The following is a 15,816-nucleotide window of genomic DNA, read 5'->3' on the forward strand; positions in this document are numbered from 1 at the left end:
AGGCAGGGCTCGTCGGTCAGCTGCGGGCGGCTCCAGCCGCCCTCGGCCGCACGCGCCGCGTGGGATGCAGCGACGTCGATCCGGGCGATCGCCCCGGCGGCGGCGGTGATCGCCGGTGCACCGGCAATTGCGAGCGCGGTCAGCTCCTCGGCGTGCGCAGCCTCGGCGGCGAGCGCGTGCGCTCCGGCCTCGACCACGCGCACCGCCTCGGAGTGCAAGTCGGGCGAGTTGAAGCGGACCACTCCAGCGAGCGTCTGGCGGTGGGTGAAGCCCGAATCGGGCGCCATCAGCCGGTCGGCGTGCCGCGCCGCCACCTCGATATGATAGCCGAGCACCGCATTGTGGCGGATCTTCAGCGACGCGACTCCAATTGCCTCGCGGTAGCGGCTCTCGAGCGCGGCGATCGCCCGGCGCCCGTCGGACGAGGCAGCGCGCAGCGCGTCGAGGTTCGGGTCGTAGCCTTCGGCAATATAGCCGCCCTTCGACGAGTCGATCGGCGGCGAGGCAACGAGCGCCTGGCCGAGCTTGCCGACCAACGCATCGTGTCCGCCGAGCTTCGGCAGCAGCGCTTGCAGCAGAGTGGGTGCGTCGGGCTCCGACTTCAGCTCGCCCTGGAGCGAACCGGCCGCGCCCAGGCCGTCGCGCAGCAAGGCGAGGTCGCGCGGGCTGCCGCGCCCAGCGGCCAGCCGGGCCAGCGCCCGGGCGAAATCGGGCATTGCCTTGAGCGCGGTTCGAACCCGCTCGCGGCGCAGCGCGTCCTCGTGCAACCACGCGACCAGCGCCAACCGAGCCTCGATCGGCGGGCGCTCGGTCAGCGGCGCGGAAATATCCTCGGCGAGCAGCCGGCGCCCGGCCGCGCTCTGGCAGCGGTCGATCTCGCCCAGCAGGCTTCCGGCGACGGCCCCCGAGGCCGAACGCGTGAGCTCGAGGCTGTCCCGGGTGGCCGTGTCGATGGCGACATGGCTCGAGCGGGCGATTCGCCGCGGCGCGTCGAGCAGGATGCCGGTGCCTTTCTGGGTCGCGTCGAGATAGGCGAGCAGGCCGCCGGCCGCGGCGAGCTCGGCCCTCGAAGGGGAGCCAAGGCCGTCGAGAGTCGCGAGGCCAAAGCGGGTCTTGAGCGCCCGCTCGCCCGCCATGCTGTCGAAGCCGCCCTTGCCGGCGCTCGTTCGAACGCCTGGGATCGAGCCGTCGGCGATGGTCTCCGCCGGCGACAGCCGCGCCAGCTCGCCGGCGAGCTCGCCCGGACCGCAGGCGATCAGCTCGAAGCGACCGGTTGAAATGTCGGCAGCCGCGATCGCCGAGTCGTCGCCGGCGCGAGCCACCGCGGCGAGCCAATTGGCGGCGGAGGATTCGAGCAGCGCCTCCTCGGTCAGAGTGCCGGGAGTCACCAGGCGGACGATCGCCCGCTCGACCAGGGCTTTCGAGCCGCGCGCCTTGCGGGCTTCGGCGGGGCTTTCGACCTGCTCGGCAATGGCGACCCGATGGCCGGCGCGAATCAGCCGCGCGAGGTAGCTTTCGGCCGAATGGACGGGGACTCCGCACATCGGGATCGGCTCGCCTTCGCTCGCTCCGCGCCTGGTCAAGGCGATATCGAGGCTGGTCGCGGCGACCTTGGCGTCGTCGAAGAACAATTCGAAGAAATCGCCCATCCGGTAGAACAGCAAGGCGTCTCCGGCCTCGTCCTTGAGGCGCCGGTACTGCGCCATCATCGGAGTCGGTTCGTCGGCTCGGGCCATCTCTTGCGTGGTAGCCCCTTCGCGTGACTCTTCCCACACCCTTTGGCTAAGGCGCCCGCGAGGAGCGAGCGATGTCCGAAAGCAACGTCAAATTTTCGGAGGCCGAGGCGATCGACTTCCACGCCCGCGGGCGGCCCGGGAAGATCGAGATCATCGCCTCCAAGCCGATGGCGACCCAGCGCGACCTGAGCCTGGCTTATTCGCCGGGAGTCGCGGTGCCGGTGCGGGCGATCGCCGAGGATCCGGGCCGCGCCTACGAGCTGACCGCCAAGGGCAATCTGGTTGCCGTCATCTCCAACGGCACCGCGATCCTCGGGCTCGGCAATTTGGGGGCGCTGGCTTCCAAGCCGGTGATGGAAGGCAAGGCGGTGCTGTTCAAGCGCTTCGCCGACGTCGATTCGATCGACATCGAGGTCGACACCGAGGACTGCCAGAAGTTCATCGACGCGGTCGCCCTGCTCGCGCCGAGCTTCGGCGGGATCAACCTCGAGGACATTGCCGCCCCCGACTGCTTCGAGATCGAGCAGGCGCTCAAGGAGCGGATGAACATCCCGGTGTTCCATGACGATCAGCACGGCACCGCGATCATCACCGCGGCCGGGCTGATCAACGCCTGCTATCTCACCGGCCGGAGCCTCGGCGACCTCACGGTGGTGGTCAACGGCGCCGGCGCAGCCGCGATCGCCTGCACCGCGCTGATCAAGGCGATGGGCGTGCGCGGCGACCGTGTCATCATGTGCGACCGCAAGGGCGTCATCTACAAGGGGCGCGCGGATGTCGACCAGTGGAAGTCCGCGCACGCCGCCGACACCGATGCCCGCACCCTGACCGACGCGCTGCAGGGCGCCGACGTGTTCCTGGGACTGTCGGCGGCGGGAGCGCTCAAGCCCGAAATGGTCGCCGGCATGGCCAGGGAGCCGATCATCTTCGCGATGGCCAACCCCGACCCGGAAATCACTCCGCCCGAAGCGCGCGCGGCTCGGCCCGACGCGATCATCGCCACCGGCCGCTCCGATTATCCCAACCAGGTCAACAATGTGCTCGGCTTCCCGTTCATCTTCCGCGGCGCGCTCGACGTTCGAGCAACGGCGATCAACGACGAGATGAAGATCGCCGCCGCCAACGCGCTCGCCGAGCTGGCGCGCGAGGCGGTGCCCGAGGAAGTCGCCGCGGCCTATGGCGGCCAGACCCACAGCTTCGGGCGCGAATATATCATCCCGGCGCCGTTCGACCCGCGCCTGATGGAGGTGGTCGCGTCTGCGGTCGCCGAGGCGGCGATGCGCAGCGGCTGCGCGCAAAAGCCGATCGAGGACATGTCCGCCTATCGCCAGCAGCTGCGCGCCCGGTTGAACCCGACCGTCGCGGTCATGAGCCTCGCCTATGAAGCCGCGCGCTCCAGCCCCAAGCGGGTGCTGTTCGCCGAAGGCGAGGAGCCCAACGTGCTGCGCGCCGCGATCGCCTTCAAGGAAGCGGGCTACGGAACTCCGGTGCTGGTCGGCCGCGAGGAGGTTCACGACCTGCTCAAGAGCCTCGGTGTCGACAAGCCGCAGGAATATGAAGTGCTCAACAGCCGCAATTCGCCGATGGTAGGGCGGGCGGTCGACTACATCTACGACAAGCACCAGCGCCACGGGCTGCTTCGGCGCGAGGTCGAGCGGATGGTCAACCAGGATCGCAACACCTTCGCCGCCGCAATGCTCGCGCTTGGCGAGGGCGACGCGATGATCACCGGGACGACGCGGCCGTTCAGCCAGTCGTTGCGGCAAGTGCGGGTGGTGATCGACAATGAGCCGGGCACAATCCCGTTCGGCATCAACATCATCGTCGGTCGGCACCATACGGTGCTGATCGCCGACACGGCCGTGACCGAACGCCCGACCGCCGAGCAGCTGGCGGCGATCGCGATGCGCTCGTCCGCCTTCGCTCGGCGGATGGGTCTCGAGCCGCGGGTCGCGTTCATCAGCTATACGACTTTCGGCAACCCGCCCGGCACGCACATCGAGGATCTGCGCGGCGCGGTGAAACTGCTCGACGGCATTCACTGCGACTTCGAATATGAAGGCGAGATGGGCCCCGACGTCGCGCTCAACTACGATATGCAGCAGCGTTTCTACCCGTTCAGCCGGCTGACCGGGCCGGCCAACATTTTGGTGATGCCAGGCCTGCAATCGGCGAACCTGTCGGCCAAGCTGCTTCGCGAACTCGGCGGCGAAAGCGTACTCGGCCCCTATATCCTGGGGCTCGAGCTTCCGGTCCAGATCGCGCCGATGACGGCGTCGGCATCGGACCTGGTGACGCTTGCCGTGCTTGCCGCCGGCAGCGCCAAGGAGCGAGTGCGCGCGGTCGGCTAGATCCGCTCGACCGAGCTGATCGGGTCCGCCTCGCGAAGCGCGGCGATGATCGCGTGAAGGTGGGCGAGGTCGTGGACTTCAACGTCGATGTTGAAGGTATGGAAACTGCCGTCGCGGTGGACCAGCTGCAGGTTGATGATGTTGGCGTGCTTGGAGCCGAGGATCCCCGACATCGCGCCGAGCGCTCCGGGGATGTCCCGGAGGATCACCGCGATGCGCGCCGCTCCGCCGTCCGAGCCCTCGCCCCAGGCGAGGTCGAGCCAGTCGGCGTCGACTCCGCTGGCCAGCGTGTCGCAGCCGATCACATGGACCTCGATCTCCTCGTCCTCGCGGCGAAGCCCGACGATCCGGTCGCCCGGGATCGGGTGGCAGCAGGTGGCGAGATGGTAGGCCACCCCGGCGGTCAGCCCCTTGATCGAGATGGCGGTGCGCTGGCCGAGCGGCTTGTGGGCGACATCGCCGCCGGCTGAGCCGGGCATCAGCGCCTCCATCAGCGCCTCGTCGCTGATCCGCTTGCGGGCGATCGCCGCCATCAGCGATTCCTCGTCCTCCACCTTGAGCTTCTTGAGCGCCCGCTTGAGCGCGTCCTTGTCGAGCATCGCCGGCAGCCGCTCGACGATCTCGTCGTAGATCTTGCGCCCAAGCTCGACGGTCTCTTCGCGCTCCTTGTGGCGGACGAAACGCCGGACTCCCGCGCGCGCCTTGCCGGTGGCGACGAAGCGCAGCCAGGCCGGCTGCGGGTGCTGGGCCTCGGAGGCGAGGATTTCGACCTGGTCGCCGTTCTCGAGGACGGTGCGCAGCGGGACGACTCGCCCGTTGACCTTGGCGCCAACGGTGCGGTCGCCAAGGTCGGTGTGGACCGCGTAGGCGAAATCGACCGGAGTCGCGCCCTTGGGCAGCTGGATCAGCTCGCCTTTGGGAGTGAAGGCGAAGATCCGGTCCTGGTACATCGCCATCCGGGTGTGCTCGAGCAGCTCCTCGGGGCTTTCGGCATGGTCGAGGATCTCCACCAGATCGTCGATCCACGGCACGTGCAGGTCAGCCGACGGCTTGCCCTCCTTGTACGCCCAGTGGGCGGCGAGCCCGCGCTCGGCCTGCTCGTGCATGGTCCGGTCCCGGATCTGGACCTCGATTCGCATCTTGGCGTCGTGGATCACCGAGGTGTGGACCGCTCGGTAGCCGTTGCGCTTGGGAGTCGAAATGAAGTCCTTGAAGCGGCCCGGCACCATCGGCCAGCGCTGGTGGATCAGGCCCAGCGCCCGGTAGCAGTCGGCGACATTCTCGACGATGACGCGGAAGGCCATGACGTCCGACAATTGCTCGAAGCTGATGTGACGCTCGGCCATCTTTTTCCAGATCGAGTAGGGATGCTTCTCGCGGCCGGTGACGATCGCGTCGAGGCCGTTGTCGGCAAGGTGCAGCTGAAGTCCGAGGCCGATCCGGCTGACGATGTCGCCGCCCTGGTCGTGGAGCAGCTTCAACCGCCGGGTAATCGACGTGTAGGCGTCGGGCTCCAGCTCCTTGAAGGCCAGCGTCTGCATCTCGTTCATGATCTCGTACATGCCGATCCGCTCGGCCAGCGGCGCGTAAATATCCATCGTCTCGCGAGCGATCCGGCGGCGCTTTTCCTCGTCCGGGACGTGATGGAGAGTGCGCATGTTGTGCAACCGGTCGGCGAGCTTGACGAGCAGCACCCGAATGTCGTCGGACAGAGCGAGGAGGAACTTGCGCAAATTCTCGGCGGCGCGCTCATTTTCGGACTGCGCCTCGATCTTCGACAGCTTGGTCACTCCATCGACCAGCCGGGCGATGTCCTTGCCGAAATGCTTTTCGATTTCCTCCGGAGTCGCGAGCGTGTCCTCGATCGTGTCGTGGAGGATGGCGGTGACGATGGTCTGGTCGTCGAGCTTGAGGTCGGTAAGGATTCCGGCGACCTCGATCGGATGGCTGAAATAAGGGTCGCCGCTGGCCCGGACCTGCGAGCCGTGGGCCTTCATCGAGAACACGTAGGCGCGGTTGATCAGCCCCTCGTCGGCGTCGGGGTCATAGGCGCGAACCTTCTCGACCAGTTCATATTGTCGAAGCACGGCTGCAAGATGGGGCGAGCGGTGCCGAGTGCGCAAGTGCGTTGCAGCGACACCGGTTCTATTTTGCAACTATGCTTGGCTGGGTTATGCGTTCCCGCAGGCTGGAGGACGGTGGTTGCCGAACGAAAAGGTCACGACGGGAATCGATGCGTTCCGCGAGGCGGCGCTGCAATGCCCACTACCGGGCGCGGTCGAGCTGATCGGCGAGAAATGGGCGTTCCTGATTCTTCGCGGGGCGCTCAATGGCCTCCAGCATTTCGAGGAATTCCAGGCCGGCCTGGGGATCGCGCGCAACATCCTTTCGGACCGGCTTGGCAAGCTGGTCACCGGCGGGATTCTCGAGCGCTCGCCCGATCCGTCCGACAAGCGCAAGGTGATCTACGCGTTGACCGACAAGGGCGAGGCCCTGCTGCCGGTGGTGCTGGCGCTGCGCCAATGGGGCGAGCGATGGGGCCACGGGCCGGCCTCGGTGGTTCTGGTCGATCGGCTGAACGGACGCCCGGTCCGAGAAATCTGCGTCCAGGCCGAAGACGGGCGTAAGCTCGGCGTCGGCGATCTGACCTGGCTGTCGCGCGAGGATGTCGAGAGGGCGCCGCTCAAGCGCGGCGGCCGGGTGGCCTAGGCCGTAATCTGACTTTCGGCTGTCACCCGGACAGCTTGTGCGACGTTCTCGTCCTGCCCCCGGCAGGACTGCGAGCGCCGCTTACTCGTAATCGCCGCCGGACGGGCTCGGTCGCGGCGGGGCGGCCGCGGTCAGCCGCAGCGCCTCGGCCGATTCGCTGAGGCTGGCGAGCTCGTCGGTCTCGTCCTCCTCGTCGATCCGCACCTTCTGCAGGTTGGAGACGATCGCTTCCTCCAGGTCGCGCGGCTTGACCGTCTCCTCGGCGATCTCCCGGAGCGCGACCACCGGGTTCTTGTCGCGATCGCGCTCGATGGTCAGGTCGGCGCCGCCCGACACCTGGCGGGCTCGCTGCGCGGCCATCAGCACCAGGTCGAACCGGTTCGGGACCTTGTCGACACAATCTTCGACCGTAACGCGCGCCATTCGTCGCTCCGCAATCTGCAGGTTGAAAGGAAGGCCGCGAGATAGGTCGCCGGGTGTCGCTAGTCAAGGAAAGCGGCGTCCCGCGATAGCGGTCAAGCTTGCGCCGCGAGCGCCGCGCCGCCACAGCCTGTCGGGCATGGCGCAAGACCGAGCCCCCGCGCTGAACGAGGAGCGAACGCCGATCCGCGCGACGATCGCGGGGACGAAGCTCGAGCTGGTCGAAAGCGGCCGCGCCCGTCTCGAGGCGCTGCTCGAGCTCATTCGCGGCGCCGAGCACAGCGTCCGGCTGCTGTTCTACATCTTCGTCGGCGATTCATCGGGCACCGAGGTGCGCGACGCCCTGGTCGACGCGGCAAAACGCCGGGTTCGGGTCCACGTGCTGCTCGACGGCTACGGCTGCTCCAAGATCGGCCCGAGCTTCTTCAAGGCGCTCGACGACAACGGCGGCAAGTTCTGCCTGTTCAACCCCGCCTACGGTCGCCGCTATCTGGTTCGCAACCACCAGAAGCTGGCGATTGCCGACGAGCGGCGCGCCTTGATCGGCGGCGCCAACGTTGAGGATTGCTATCTCACCGACGAGGGCCCGCAGCACTGGCGCGACGCGTGGCTTGCCATCGACGGGCCGGTCGTCGCCGGAGTCGCGGACTATTTCGACGCGCTCTACCGCTGGACCGGCCGCAAGGGCGCCAAGCTGAAGAGCCTGCGCCGGCTGGTCGCGCGCTTCAGCGACCGGCAAGGGCCGCTGCAATGGCACTTCAGCGCCCCCTTGAGCATGCGGACCCCGTGGCCGACGATCTTCGCCAAGGATCTTTCCGAAGCCACCCGGGTCGACATGGTCCACGCCTATTTCTCTCCGCCGCGCTCGATGCTTCGCCGGCTTGCGCGGGTCGCCGCGCGCGGGCGGGTGAGGGTCGTCACCGCCGGAAAGTCGGACATCAAGGCGACGCTGGGAGCGGCTCGGCACAGCTACAGCCGGATGCTTCGGCGCGGCGTCGAGCTGTATGAGTACCAGCCGGCGATGCTCCACACCAAGCTCGCCATCATCGACGATGCGGTCCACATCGGCTCGCCCAATTTCGACTTTAGAAGCTTCTACATCAACCTCGAGATCAGCCTTCGAATCGAAAATCCCAGATTCGCCGCGGCGATGCGCGGATATTTCGAGCAGGAGCGCGCCGACAGCGTCCGCATCACGCCCGAGCTGCACCGCAAGCGCGCGACTCCGTGGCGGCGGTTCAAGTGGATGGTCGCGCACTGGCTGGTGACGTCGATGGACTATGCCGTCACCCGGCGCTTGAATCTGCCCCTCGAGCGCTAGCCCTGCCTGGGCTCGCGCCACGCCCAGAACAGGCTGGCGGGCGGCACGTTCAGCCATTCGAAGCCGCGCTCGATGCGCTCGAACCACGGCTTGATGAACTCCATCACCTTGGGACTGAACTGGTAGACGAGGAACGCGCCGCCCGGGCGGATGACCTTCGCGGTAGCCTCGGCGATCGCCTGGCCGACTCCGGGCGGGAGGGTCGAGAATGGAATTCCCGACAGCACGTAATCGGCATGCTCGAAGCCGCGCTCGGCGAGGATCTGCTCGACCTCGGCGGCCGAGCCGGTCACCGCGACGAGGCGCGCGTCGTCGAGCGTTTCCCTGAGATAATCGGTGAACTCGGGGTTGGTGTCGATCGTCAGCAGGGTCGCTTCGGGGCCGAGCTTTTCGAGGATCGGGCGCGTGAAGGTGCCGACTCCAGGGCCGTATTCGACGAACAGCCTGGTGCTCTCCCAGTCGACGGGCGCGAGCATTCGCTCGATGACGGTTTTGCTCGACGGAACAATCGACCCGACCATCACCGGATGCTTGAAGAATTCGCGCAGGAACTGCAGGCGCGGACTCGTTCCGCGGTGGCCCGGCCGGCTCGACCGGCGTGAACGCGTGTGGGTCCGGGTGGACGAACTCGGCATGGATGCTCCGATCGGGGCGGCGAAGGGCCGGAGTTGGCAAATGCGCCGCTGCTTGGCAAGTTCCGCAGGCGCAGCCCCTAGCGCGCTCTTGCCCGCCAAACGAGCGCTTTTCGCGACGAGCCTCGCTTGGAGCAGGTGGGTTCCTCTGCGGAAGCCGAGACTCTAAGGCGGCGCCAGTGCCCGCCGCCCAACCGACCCGACGCGTCGCCGCGACCGCTCTCAGCACTCCGCACTTCCTGCTTCTCTATGCGGCGATGCTGGTCGCGGCGGCCGGCAATACCGCGCTGCAATCGGTGATGCCGGCGATCGGCCGCGAAATCGGGATCGCCGACTTCTGGGTGGCGATCGCCTACACCTGGTCGGCGGTGCTGTGGGTGCTGCTCGCGCCCTACTGGGCGGAAAAGAGCGACCGCCATGGCCGCAAGGCGCTGACCCTGATGGGGCTGGCCGGATTCATCGTTTCGATGCTGCTGTGCGGGCTGGCGCTGGTCGCCGGACTGCACGGATTGATCGGCGGCGCACTGACGTTCGGCCTGTTCGCGATCTTCCGCGCGATCTACCGCGGCCTCGGCTGCGCGACCCCGTCGGCGACCCAGGCCTATCTTGCCTCGAGAACCCGGCGCAGCGGCCGAGTCGCCGCGTTGTCCGCCTTGTCCTCGTCGTTCGGCCTGGGGACGATCATCGGCCCGGCGCTGGCGCCGCTGTTCGTGCTTCCATTCATCGGCCTGCCGGGCCCGCTGTTCGCCTTCTCGGGCATCGGCGTCCTGGTCGCCGCGGCGATCTGGACCTGGCTTTCCGACGACCGCCTGGGCCGCAAGACCGGCCGCGGCGCGGCGATGAGCTATCCCTCGCTCGCCACCCCTCCGACCGGCGCCAGCGTCGTCGCCGCGACCTCGCCCAGGCGGCCGAGGCTCAAGTGGAGCGATCCCCGGATTCGGCCGTGGGTCGTCGTCGGAGTGGCCGCGGGCCACGCCCAGGCCGCGACTCTCACCTGCCTCGGTTTTTTCATCATCGACCGACTGGCGCTCGAGCCGCAAGGCGCGGAGGGGCCGATCTCGATCGTCATGATGGCTGGAGCGTCAGCGACCCTGGCCGCGCAATGGGGGCTGATTCCGCGGCTCAATGCGTCGCCGCGCGGACTGATCCTGTGGGGCGCGCTGATCGCCGCGGTCGGGCTCGCCGGGACCATGCTCGCCACCGACCTCTACGGAATTACCATCGGCTTCGCGCTCGCCTCGATGGGCTTTGGACTCACCCGGCCGGGCTTTACCGGCGGCGCGTCGCTTGCGGTCCCGCTCGCCGAGCAGGGCTCGGTCGCCGGAGTGATCACGGCGGCCAACGGGATCAGCTTCGTCGCCGCCCCGGCGATCGGCATGGCGCTGTACGCGATCGACCCGCACAGTCCGTTCGCGGTGTCGGCGCTGTTGCTGGTCGGGCTCGCGATCGCAATCGCCGGCCGCGGGCGGCTGGCGGGCGCGGCCTAGCCTTTTTCGTCGCTCTTGGGCCTCAGCATTCCGGGCAGCACGAAGCCGATTCCGCCCAGTGGGCGGACCGCATCGGACTTCAATGTCTGCTGGATGCGCGCGTATTCCTCGAGCATCTCGGGCGTCACCGAAGCCCGTGTTTCGGCCAGCGCCGCTTCGAAATCGGCCTTGGTCACGTCGCCCGATTTGAGGTTGCGGCGCAGCGCGATGAGCCCGGCCCGGCGAACCAGGTCCTCGAGGTCGGCGCCAGTGAACCGTTCGGTTCGCTCCGCCAGGCTCTTGAGCTTGACGTCCTTGGCCAGCGGCATGCCGGAGGTGTGGATGGCGAGGATCTGCGCCCGGCCGCCGGCGTCGGGCGTGCCGACGTAGATCAGCTCGTCGAAACGTCCCGGGCGAAGCAAGGCCGGATCGATCAGGCTCGGGCGGTTGGTCGCGCCGATCACTACGACGTTGTTGAGCTCCTCGAGCCCGTCCATTTCGGCAAGGATGGTGTTGACCACGCGCTCGGTGACCTGCGGCTCGCCAAAGCTGCCGCCGCGAGCCGGGACCAGACTGTCGAGTTCGTCGATAAACACCACTGTCGGAGCGACCTGGCGGGCGCGTGCGAACAGCCGGGCGATCTGCTGCTCGCTCTCGCCGTACCATTTGGACAACAGGTCGGAGGATTTGGTGGCGATGAAATTGGCCTCGCTCTCGCGCGCCGCCGCCTTGGCGAGAAGCGTCTTGCCGGTCCCGGGCGGGCCGTAGAGCAGGAACCCGCGGGCCGGGCGGATGCCGAGGCGCTTGAAGGCCTCGGGGTGCTTCAACGGCAGCTCGACGCCCTCGCGCAGCCGGTCGCGCGCCTTGTCGAGCCCGCCGATGTCCTTCCAGCCGACGGTCGGCGCCTCGACCATCACTTCGCGCATCGCCGACGGCTGGACTCGCTTGAGCGCATTGTCGAAGTCGCGAAGCTCGACCGACAGCGCGTCCAGCACTTCGGTCGGGATGATCTCGTCGGCAAGGTTGATCCGCGGCATGATCCGGCGGACCGCCTCGAGAGCCGCCTCGCGGGTGAGAGCGGCAAGGTCGGCGCCGACGAAACCGTAGGTGCGTCGGGCAAGCTCATCGACGTCGACGTCCGCCGCCAGCGGCATGCCGCGGGTGTGGATGCCGAGAATTTCCCGGCGCCCGGCCTCGTCGGGCACTCCGACGACGATCTCGCGGTCGAGCCGGCCGGGACGGCGAAGCGCCTCGTCGAGCGCTTCGGGCCGGTTGGTGGCGGCGATCACCACCAGATTCTGCCGCGGCTCGATCCCGTCGAGCAGGCTCAGCAATTGCGCGACCAGCCGCTTTTCGGCCTCGCCGGTGACTTGGCTGCGCTTGGGCGCGATCGAATCGATCTCGTCGATGAAAATGATCGATGGCGCCGCGTCGGCCGCCTGCTCGAACAATTCGCGCAGGCGCTTTTCGCTCTCGCCGTAGGCGGAGCCCATGATCTCGGGCCCGGCGATGTGGAAGAAATGCGCCTCGCTCTCGTTGGCGACGGCTCGCGCCAGGCGCGTCTTGCCGGTGCCCGGCGGCCCGTGCAGCAGGACTCCCTTGGGCGGATCGACGCCGAGCCGCTGGAATATCTCGGGGTGGCGCAGCGGCAGCTCGACCATCTCGCGCAGCGCCTCGATGGTGTCGCGCATCCCGCCGAGGTCGTCGTAGGTGACGTCGGCCCGGCGCTCGCCGTCCCTCCGCCGATATTCGGGAAGCAGCTCGATCTGCGTCTTGGAATCGATATGGACGATGCCCGCCGGCACCGTGTCGATGACCGCCAGCCGCACCTCCTGCAGCGCGAACGCCGGGGCGCTGAGCATCCGGCGCACCTCTTCGGGCATGTCGGCATTGACCCGCTGGTGGCCGGTCGTCGCGACGATATCGCCCTCGGTCAGTGGTCGGGCGGCGAAGCTTCGCCGAAGCGCTTCCGCCGATCCATGGAGCCGCAGATTGTCCTGGGCCGGGGCGAGCACGACCTTGGTCGCCGGTCTCGACTCGGCCGTCCGGATTTCCACGAAATCCCCGGCGCCGACCCCCGCATTGGCGCGCTGCAGGCCGTCGAGGCGGACGATGTCGACTCCGACGTCCTCGTTATACGGGCGCAGGGCCCGGGCAGGAGTCGAGCGCTTGCCGACGATTTCGATGACATCGCCGTCCTTGAGCCCGAGCTCCTGCATCAGGCGGTCCGGCAGCCGGGCAAAACCACGCCCGCTGTCGGCCGGCGCCAGGTTGCCGACCTGGACCTTGCGCGCCGAAGTTCGCTCCAGCGTGTCGGTGTCCGCCATCAAAGCTTCCTTACCTCATGCCGCTTTCGTAACGGCCCATTCAACGGTTGAGTTCAATTGGCGCTCGGCCGGCGCGCCTCAATATTTGATCGCCCCGGCGATCTTGCGGACCAGCGGCCGCGGCACAAACCGGGTCGAGGATGCTCCGACCTTGTTGATCCAGCCGGGCACTACCACCGCCCGATTGCGCTCGAGACCCTCGAGGCCGGCGCGCACGACGCTCGCCGAGTCCGCCGAAAAGCGATCGAACGCGCCGTTCTCGCCAAAGCCGGCGACCGCGCCGAACTCGGTCCGGGTCGGCCCCGGACAAAGCGCGCTGACGCTGATTCCAAACGGCTTCAGTTCTTCGTGCAGCGCCTCGGTGAACGAGAGCACATAGGCCTTGGTGGCGAAATAAACCGCCATTCCCGGTCCCGGCTGGAAGGCGGCGGTCGAGGCGACGTTGAGGATGCCGCCGCTTTTGCGCTCCATCATTCCGGGAGCGACCGCCCGGCAAAGGTCGGTGAGGGCGCCGATGTTGAGGTCGATCATCTGCCGCTGGCGCGCCGCGTCGAGCTCCGCGAACCGGCCCTTGAGGCCGAAGCCGGCGTTGTTGACCAATAGCTCGACCCGCTCGCCGGCCGCCTCGATGTCCGCCATCAGCCGATCGGCGGAGCCGGCTTCGGCAAGGTCCGCCGCGACCGCGCGGGCATTGCCGAGCTCGGTCGCCAGCTCCTCCAGCCGGTCCTCGCGGCGGGCCGTCAGCACCAGCCGCCGGCCGCGCTTGGCCAGTTGCCGGGCAAACTCGACCCCGAGCCCGGCCGACGCGCCGGAGATCAGCGCGACGGATTTATCGGAGCTCACGACGCTCGCGAAACGGTCGCCTTGACGATCCGGCCGGGCTCGCGCGGCGGCTCGCCGGCGGGCAGCGCGTCGACATGCTCCATGCCGCTCTCGACCTCGCCCCAGACGGTATATTGGTTGTCGAGGAAGGTCGCGTCGTCGAGGCAGATGAAGAACTGGCTGTTGGCGCTGTCGGGGTTGGCGGTGCGCGCCATCGAGCAGATGCCGCGCGTATGCGGCTCGTCGGAAAATTCCGCTTTCAGGTTGGGCAGGTCGGACCCGCTCGTGCCGGTGCCCGTCGGGTCGCCACCCTGGGCCATGAAGCCGGGGATCACCCGATGGAAGGTGACGCCGTCATAGAAGCCGCTTTCGACCAGCGTCGAGATGCGCTCGACGTGTGCCGGGGCGAGGTCGGGACGGAACTTGATGACGACGTCGCCGCCGGTCGAGAGTGAGAAAGTGAGGCGGTCGGCGTCGGCCATGATCGAGCTCCGGCTGCGTGGGATGTGCAGCCGCACTTAGGAGCGGCGGCGCGCTTGCGCCAGAGCAGGCGCGCCAATAGGAGGGCGCCACCGGGTCGGAAGGGATCATGCGCATGAGCGAGAGCGAGAACATCGCCGCCGCGCCGGTCGCCGACCCCGGGGGCGAAACCCACCGCCCGATGGATGCCGAGGACCGGCTGCGCCCCGACTTCGTCGACAAGGTGCTCGACGCGGTCGAAGCCGGCGACGACGTCACCGCCCGAACGCTGGTCGAGCCGCTTCACCCGGCCGACGTCGCCGACCTGATCGAGCTGGCCGCGCGCGACGAGCGCGAGGGGCTGGTCAAGGCGCTCGCCGGGATCGTCGATGCCGACGTGCTCGCCGAAATGAACGAGCACGTCCGCGAGGCGCTGCTCGAGGCGCTCGAGCCCGAGCAGGTCGCCGACCTCGCGGGGCAGATGGACACCGACGACGCGGTCGCGATCCTCGAGGATCTCGAGGAGGACGACCAGCGGGCGGTGCTCCGGGCGATGGAGCCCGACGACCGCGCCGCGATCGAGGAAGCGCTCACCTACCCGGAGGAATCGGCCGGACGCCTGATGCAACGCGAGCTGATCGCGGTGCCCGAGCATTGGACCGTCGGACAGGTGATCGATTATCTGCGTTCGTCCGAGCAGCTCGCCGACGACTTCTGGGAAGTGTTCGTCGTCAACCCCGGTCACCATCCGGTCGGCACCTGCAAGTTGTCGAGCATCCTGCGCTCGCCGCGCTCGTCGCCGGTGCGCTCCATCATGATGGAGGAGCAGACCCTGATCCCGGTCGACATGGACCAGGAGGACGTCGCTCTGCGCTTCCAGAAATATGCCCTGGTCTCGGCCGCCGTGGTCGACGGCGAGGGCCGGCTGGTCGGGATGATCACCGTCGACGACATCGTCCACATCATCCAGGAGGAAGCCAGCGAGGACGTGCTGCTGCTGTCCGGCGCCGGCGAGGGCGACATCAACGAGCCGGTGGCCGAAAGCTATCGCTCGCGGGTGCGCTGGCTGATCGCCAATCTGCTGACCGCGCTGGTCGCTTCCTTCGTCATCCGCCAGTTCGAGGACAGCATCGAGCGCCTGGCGATCCTCGCCGTGCTGATGCCGATCGTCGCCGGGGTGGGCGGGAACGCCGGCACGCAGACGCTGGCCGTCACCGTGCGCGCGATCGCCACCAATCAGCTCACCGGGTCCAACCGCTGGCGGGCGGTCGGCCGCGAGCTTCGAGTCGCGATCCTGAACGGCATCACGGTCGCGGTGCTGATCGGGGTCGGGGTCTCGCTGGTGCTCGGCAGCCAGTCACTGGGAGCGGTGATCGCGGTGGCGATGCTGTTCAACATCATCGTCGCCGGCCTCGCCGGAGTGCTGGTCCCCTTGGCGCTGGAGCGGGCCGGGACGGATCCGGCGGTGGCGAGCAGCGTGTTCGTCACCATGGTGACCGATTCGATGGGCTTCCTGCTGTTCCTGGGGCTCGCCACGGCCGCTAATCTGGTGCCCTAAGCTGTTGTCATCGCG

General features: G+C 68.1%; 12 protein-coding genes. 5 read left to right on the plus strand and 7 right to left on the minus strand.

From position 1 onward, the window contains the following. Nucleotides 1-1,736: DNA mismatch repair protein MutS (gene mutS, locus H0T81_RS07245; RefSeq protein WP_294011386.1), on the minus strand; the 1,736-nt coding region annotated here is incomplete at its 3' end. 71 nt (nt 1,737-1,807) lie between these two features. Here mutS and H0T81_RS07250 point away from each other — a divergent pair. Next, nucleotides 1,808-4,087, plus strand: coding sequence for an NADP-dependent malic enzyme (locus H0T81_RS07250; protein WP_294011388.1), 2,280 nt, complete (start codon nt 1,808-1,810; stop codon nt 4,085-4,087). On the opposite strand, the gene H0T81_RS07255 is transcribed toward H0T81_RS07250, so the two are convergent. Next, entirely contained in the window at nt 4,084-6,174 is a 2,091-nt protein-coding gene (locus tag H0T81_RS07255) for a bifunctional (p)ppGpp synthetase/guanosine-3',5'-bis(diphosphate) 3'-pyrophosphohydrolase (RefSeq protein ID WP_294011390.1), read from the minus strand. The two genes, H0T81_RS07250 and H0T81_RS07255, sit on opposite strands and share 4 nt — an antisense overlap. A gap of 115 nt (nt 6,175-6,289) precedes the next feature. On the opposite strand from H0T81_RS07255, the gene H0T81_RS07260 reads away from it, so the two are divergent. Next, nucleotides 6,290-6,796 carry a helix-turn-helix domain-containing protein gene (locus tag H0T81_RS07260; protein ID WP_294011392.1) on the plus strand — a complete coding sequence of 169 codons (507 nt, stop codon included), beginning with the start codon at nt 6,290-6,292 and terminating at the stop codon, nt 6,794-6,796. 81 nt (nt 6,797-6,877) lie between these two features. On the opposite strand, the gene rpoZ is transcribed toward H0T81_RS07260, so the two are convergent. After that, nucleotides 6,878-7,219: a DNA-directed RNA polymerase subunit omega gene (gene rpoZ, locus H0T81_RS07265; RefSeq protein ID WP_294011394.1), complete on the minus strand. Its 342-nt coding sequence runs from the start codon at nt 7,217-7,219 to the stop codon at nt 6,878-6,880. A gap of 136 nt (nt 7,220-7,355) precedes the next feature. Here rpoZ and H0T81_RS07270 point away from each other — a divergent pair, with 136 nt between their 5' ends. After that, a complete protein-coding gene (locus H0T81_RS07270) occupies nt 7,356-8,537 on the plus strand; it encodes a phosphatidylserine/phosphatidylglycerophosphate/cardiolipin synthase family protein (protein ID WP_294011396.1) in 1,182 nt (393 codons plus the stop codon). On the opposite strand, the gene H0T81_RS07275 is transcribed toward H0T81_RS07270, so the two are convergent. Then, a complete protein-coding gene (locus tag H0T81_RS07275; RefSeq protein ID WP_294011398.1) occupies nt 8,534-9,172 on the minus strand; it encodes a methyltransferase domain-containing protein in 639 nt (212 codons plus the stop codon). The genes H0T81_RS07270 and H0T81_RS07275 overlap by 4 nt on opposite strands. A gap of 176 nt (nt 9,173-9,348) precedes the next feature. Here H0T81_RS07275 and H0T81_RS07280 point away from each other — a divergent pair, with 176 nt between their 5' ends. Beyond that, nucleotides 9,349-10,656, plus strand: a complete 1,308-nt coding sequence (locus H0T81_RS07280; protein ID WP_294011400.1) for an MFS transporter — start codon at nt 9,349-9,351, stop codon at nt 10,654-10,656. On the opposite strand, the gene H0T81_RS07285 is transcribed toward H0T81_RS07280, so the two are convergent. The 3 genes from H0T81_RS07285 to H0T81_RS07295 form a co-directional block, all read right to left on the minus strand. Next, complete coding sequence (locus H0T81_RS07285) at nt 10,653-12,962, minus strand: CDC48 family AAA ATPase (RefSeq protein WP_294011402.1); 2,310 nt, start codon at nt 12,960-12,962, stop codon at nt 10,653-10,655. The two genes, H0T81_RS07280 and H0T81_RS07285, sit on opposite strands and share 4 nt — an antisense overlap. Nucleotides 12,963-13,040: 78 nt before the next feature. After that, nucleotides 13,041-13,805, minus strand: a complete 765-nt coding sequence (locus H0T81_RS07290) for an SDR family oxidoreductase (RefSeq protein WP_294011404.1) — start codon at nt 13,803-13,805, stop codon at nt 13,041-13,043. Continuing rightward, nucleotides 13,802-14,266, minus strand: a complete 465-nt coding sequence (locus H0T81_RS07295) for a peptidylprolyl isomerase (RefSeq protein ID WP_294011406.1) — start codon at nt 14,264-14,266, stop codon at nt 13,802-13,804. Before H0T81_RS07295 ends, H0T81_RS07290 begins: the two co-directional genes overlap by 4 nt. A 179-nt stretch (nt 14,267-14,445) precedes the next feature. Between H0T81_RS07295 and mgtE the strand changes: the two genes are divergently transcribed. Next, nucleotides 14,446-15,801, plus strand: a complete 1,356-nt coding sequence (gene mgtE, locus H0T81_RS07300) for a magnesium transporter (RefSeq protein WP_294011419.1) — start codon at nt 14,446-14,448, stop codon at nt 15,799-15,801. The last annotated feature ends 15 nt before the right edge of the window (nt 15,802-15,816 follow it).

Origin of the sequence: Sphingomonas sp. (genome assembly GCF_013812825.1) — a bacterium.
Lineage (GTDB): Bacteria > Pseudomonadota > Alphaproteobacteria > Sphingomonadales > Sphingomonadaceae > Sphingomicrobium.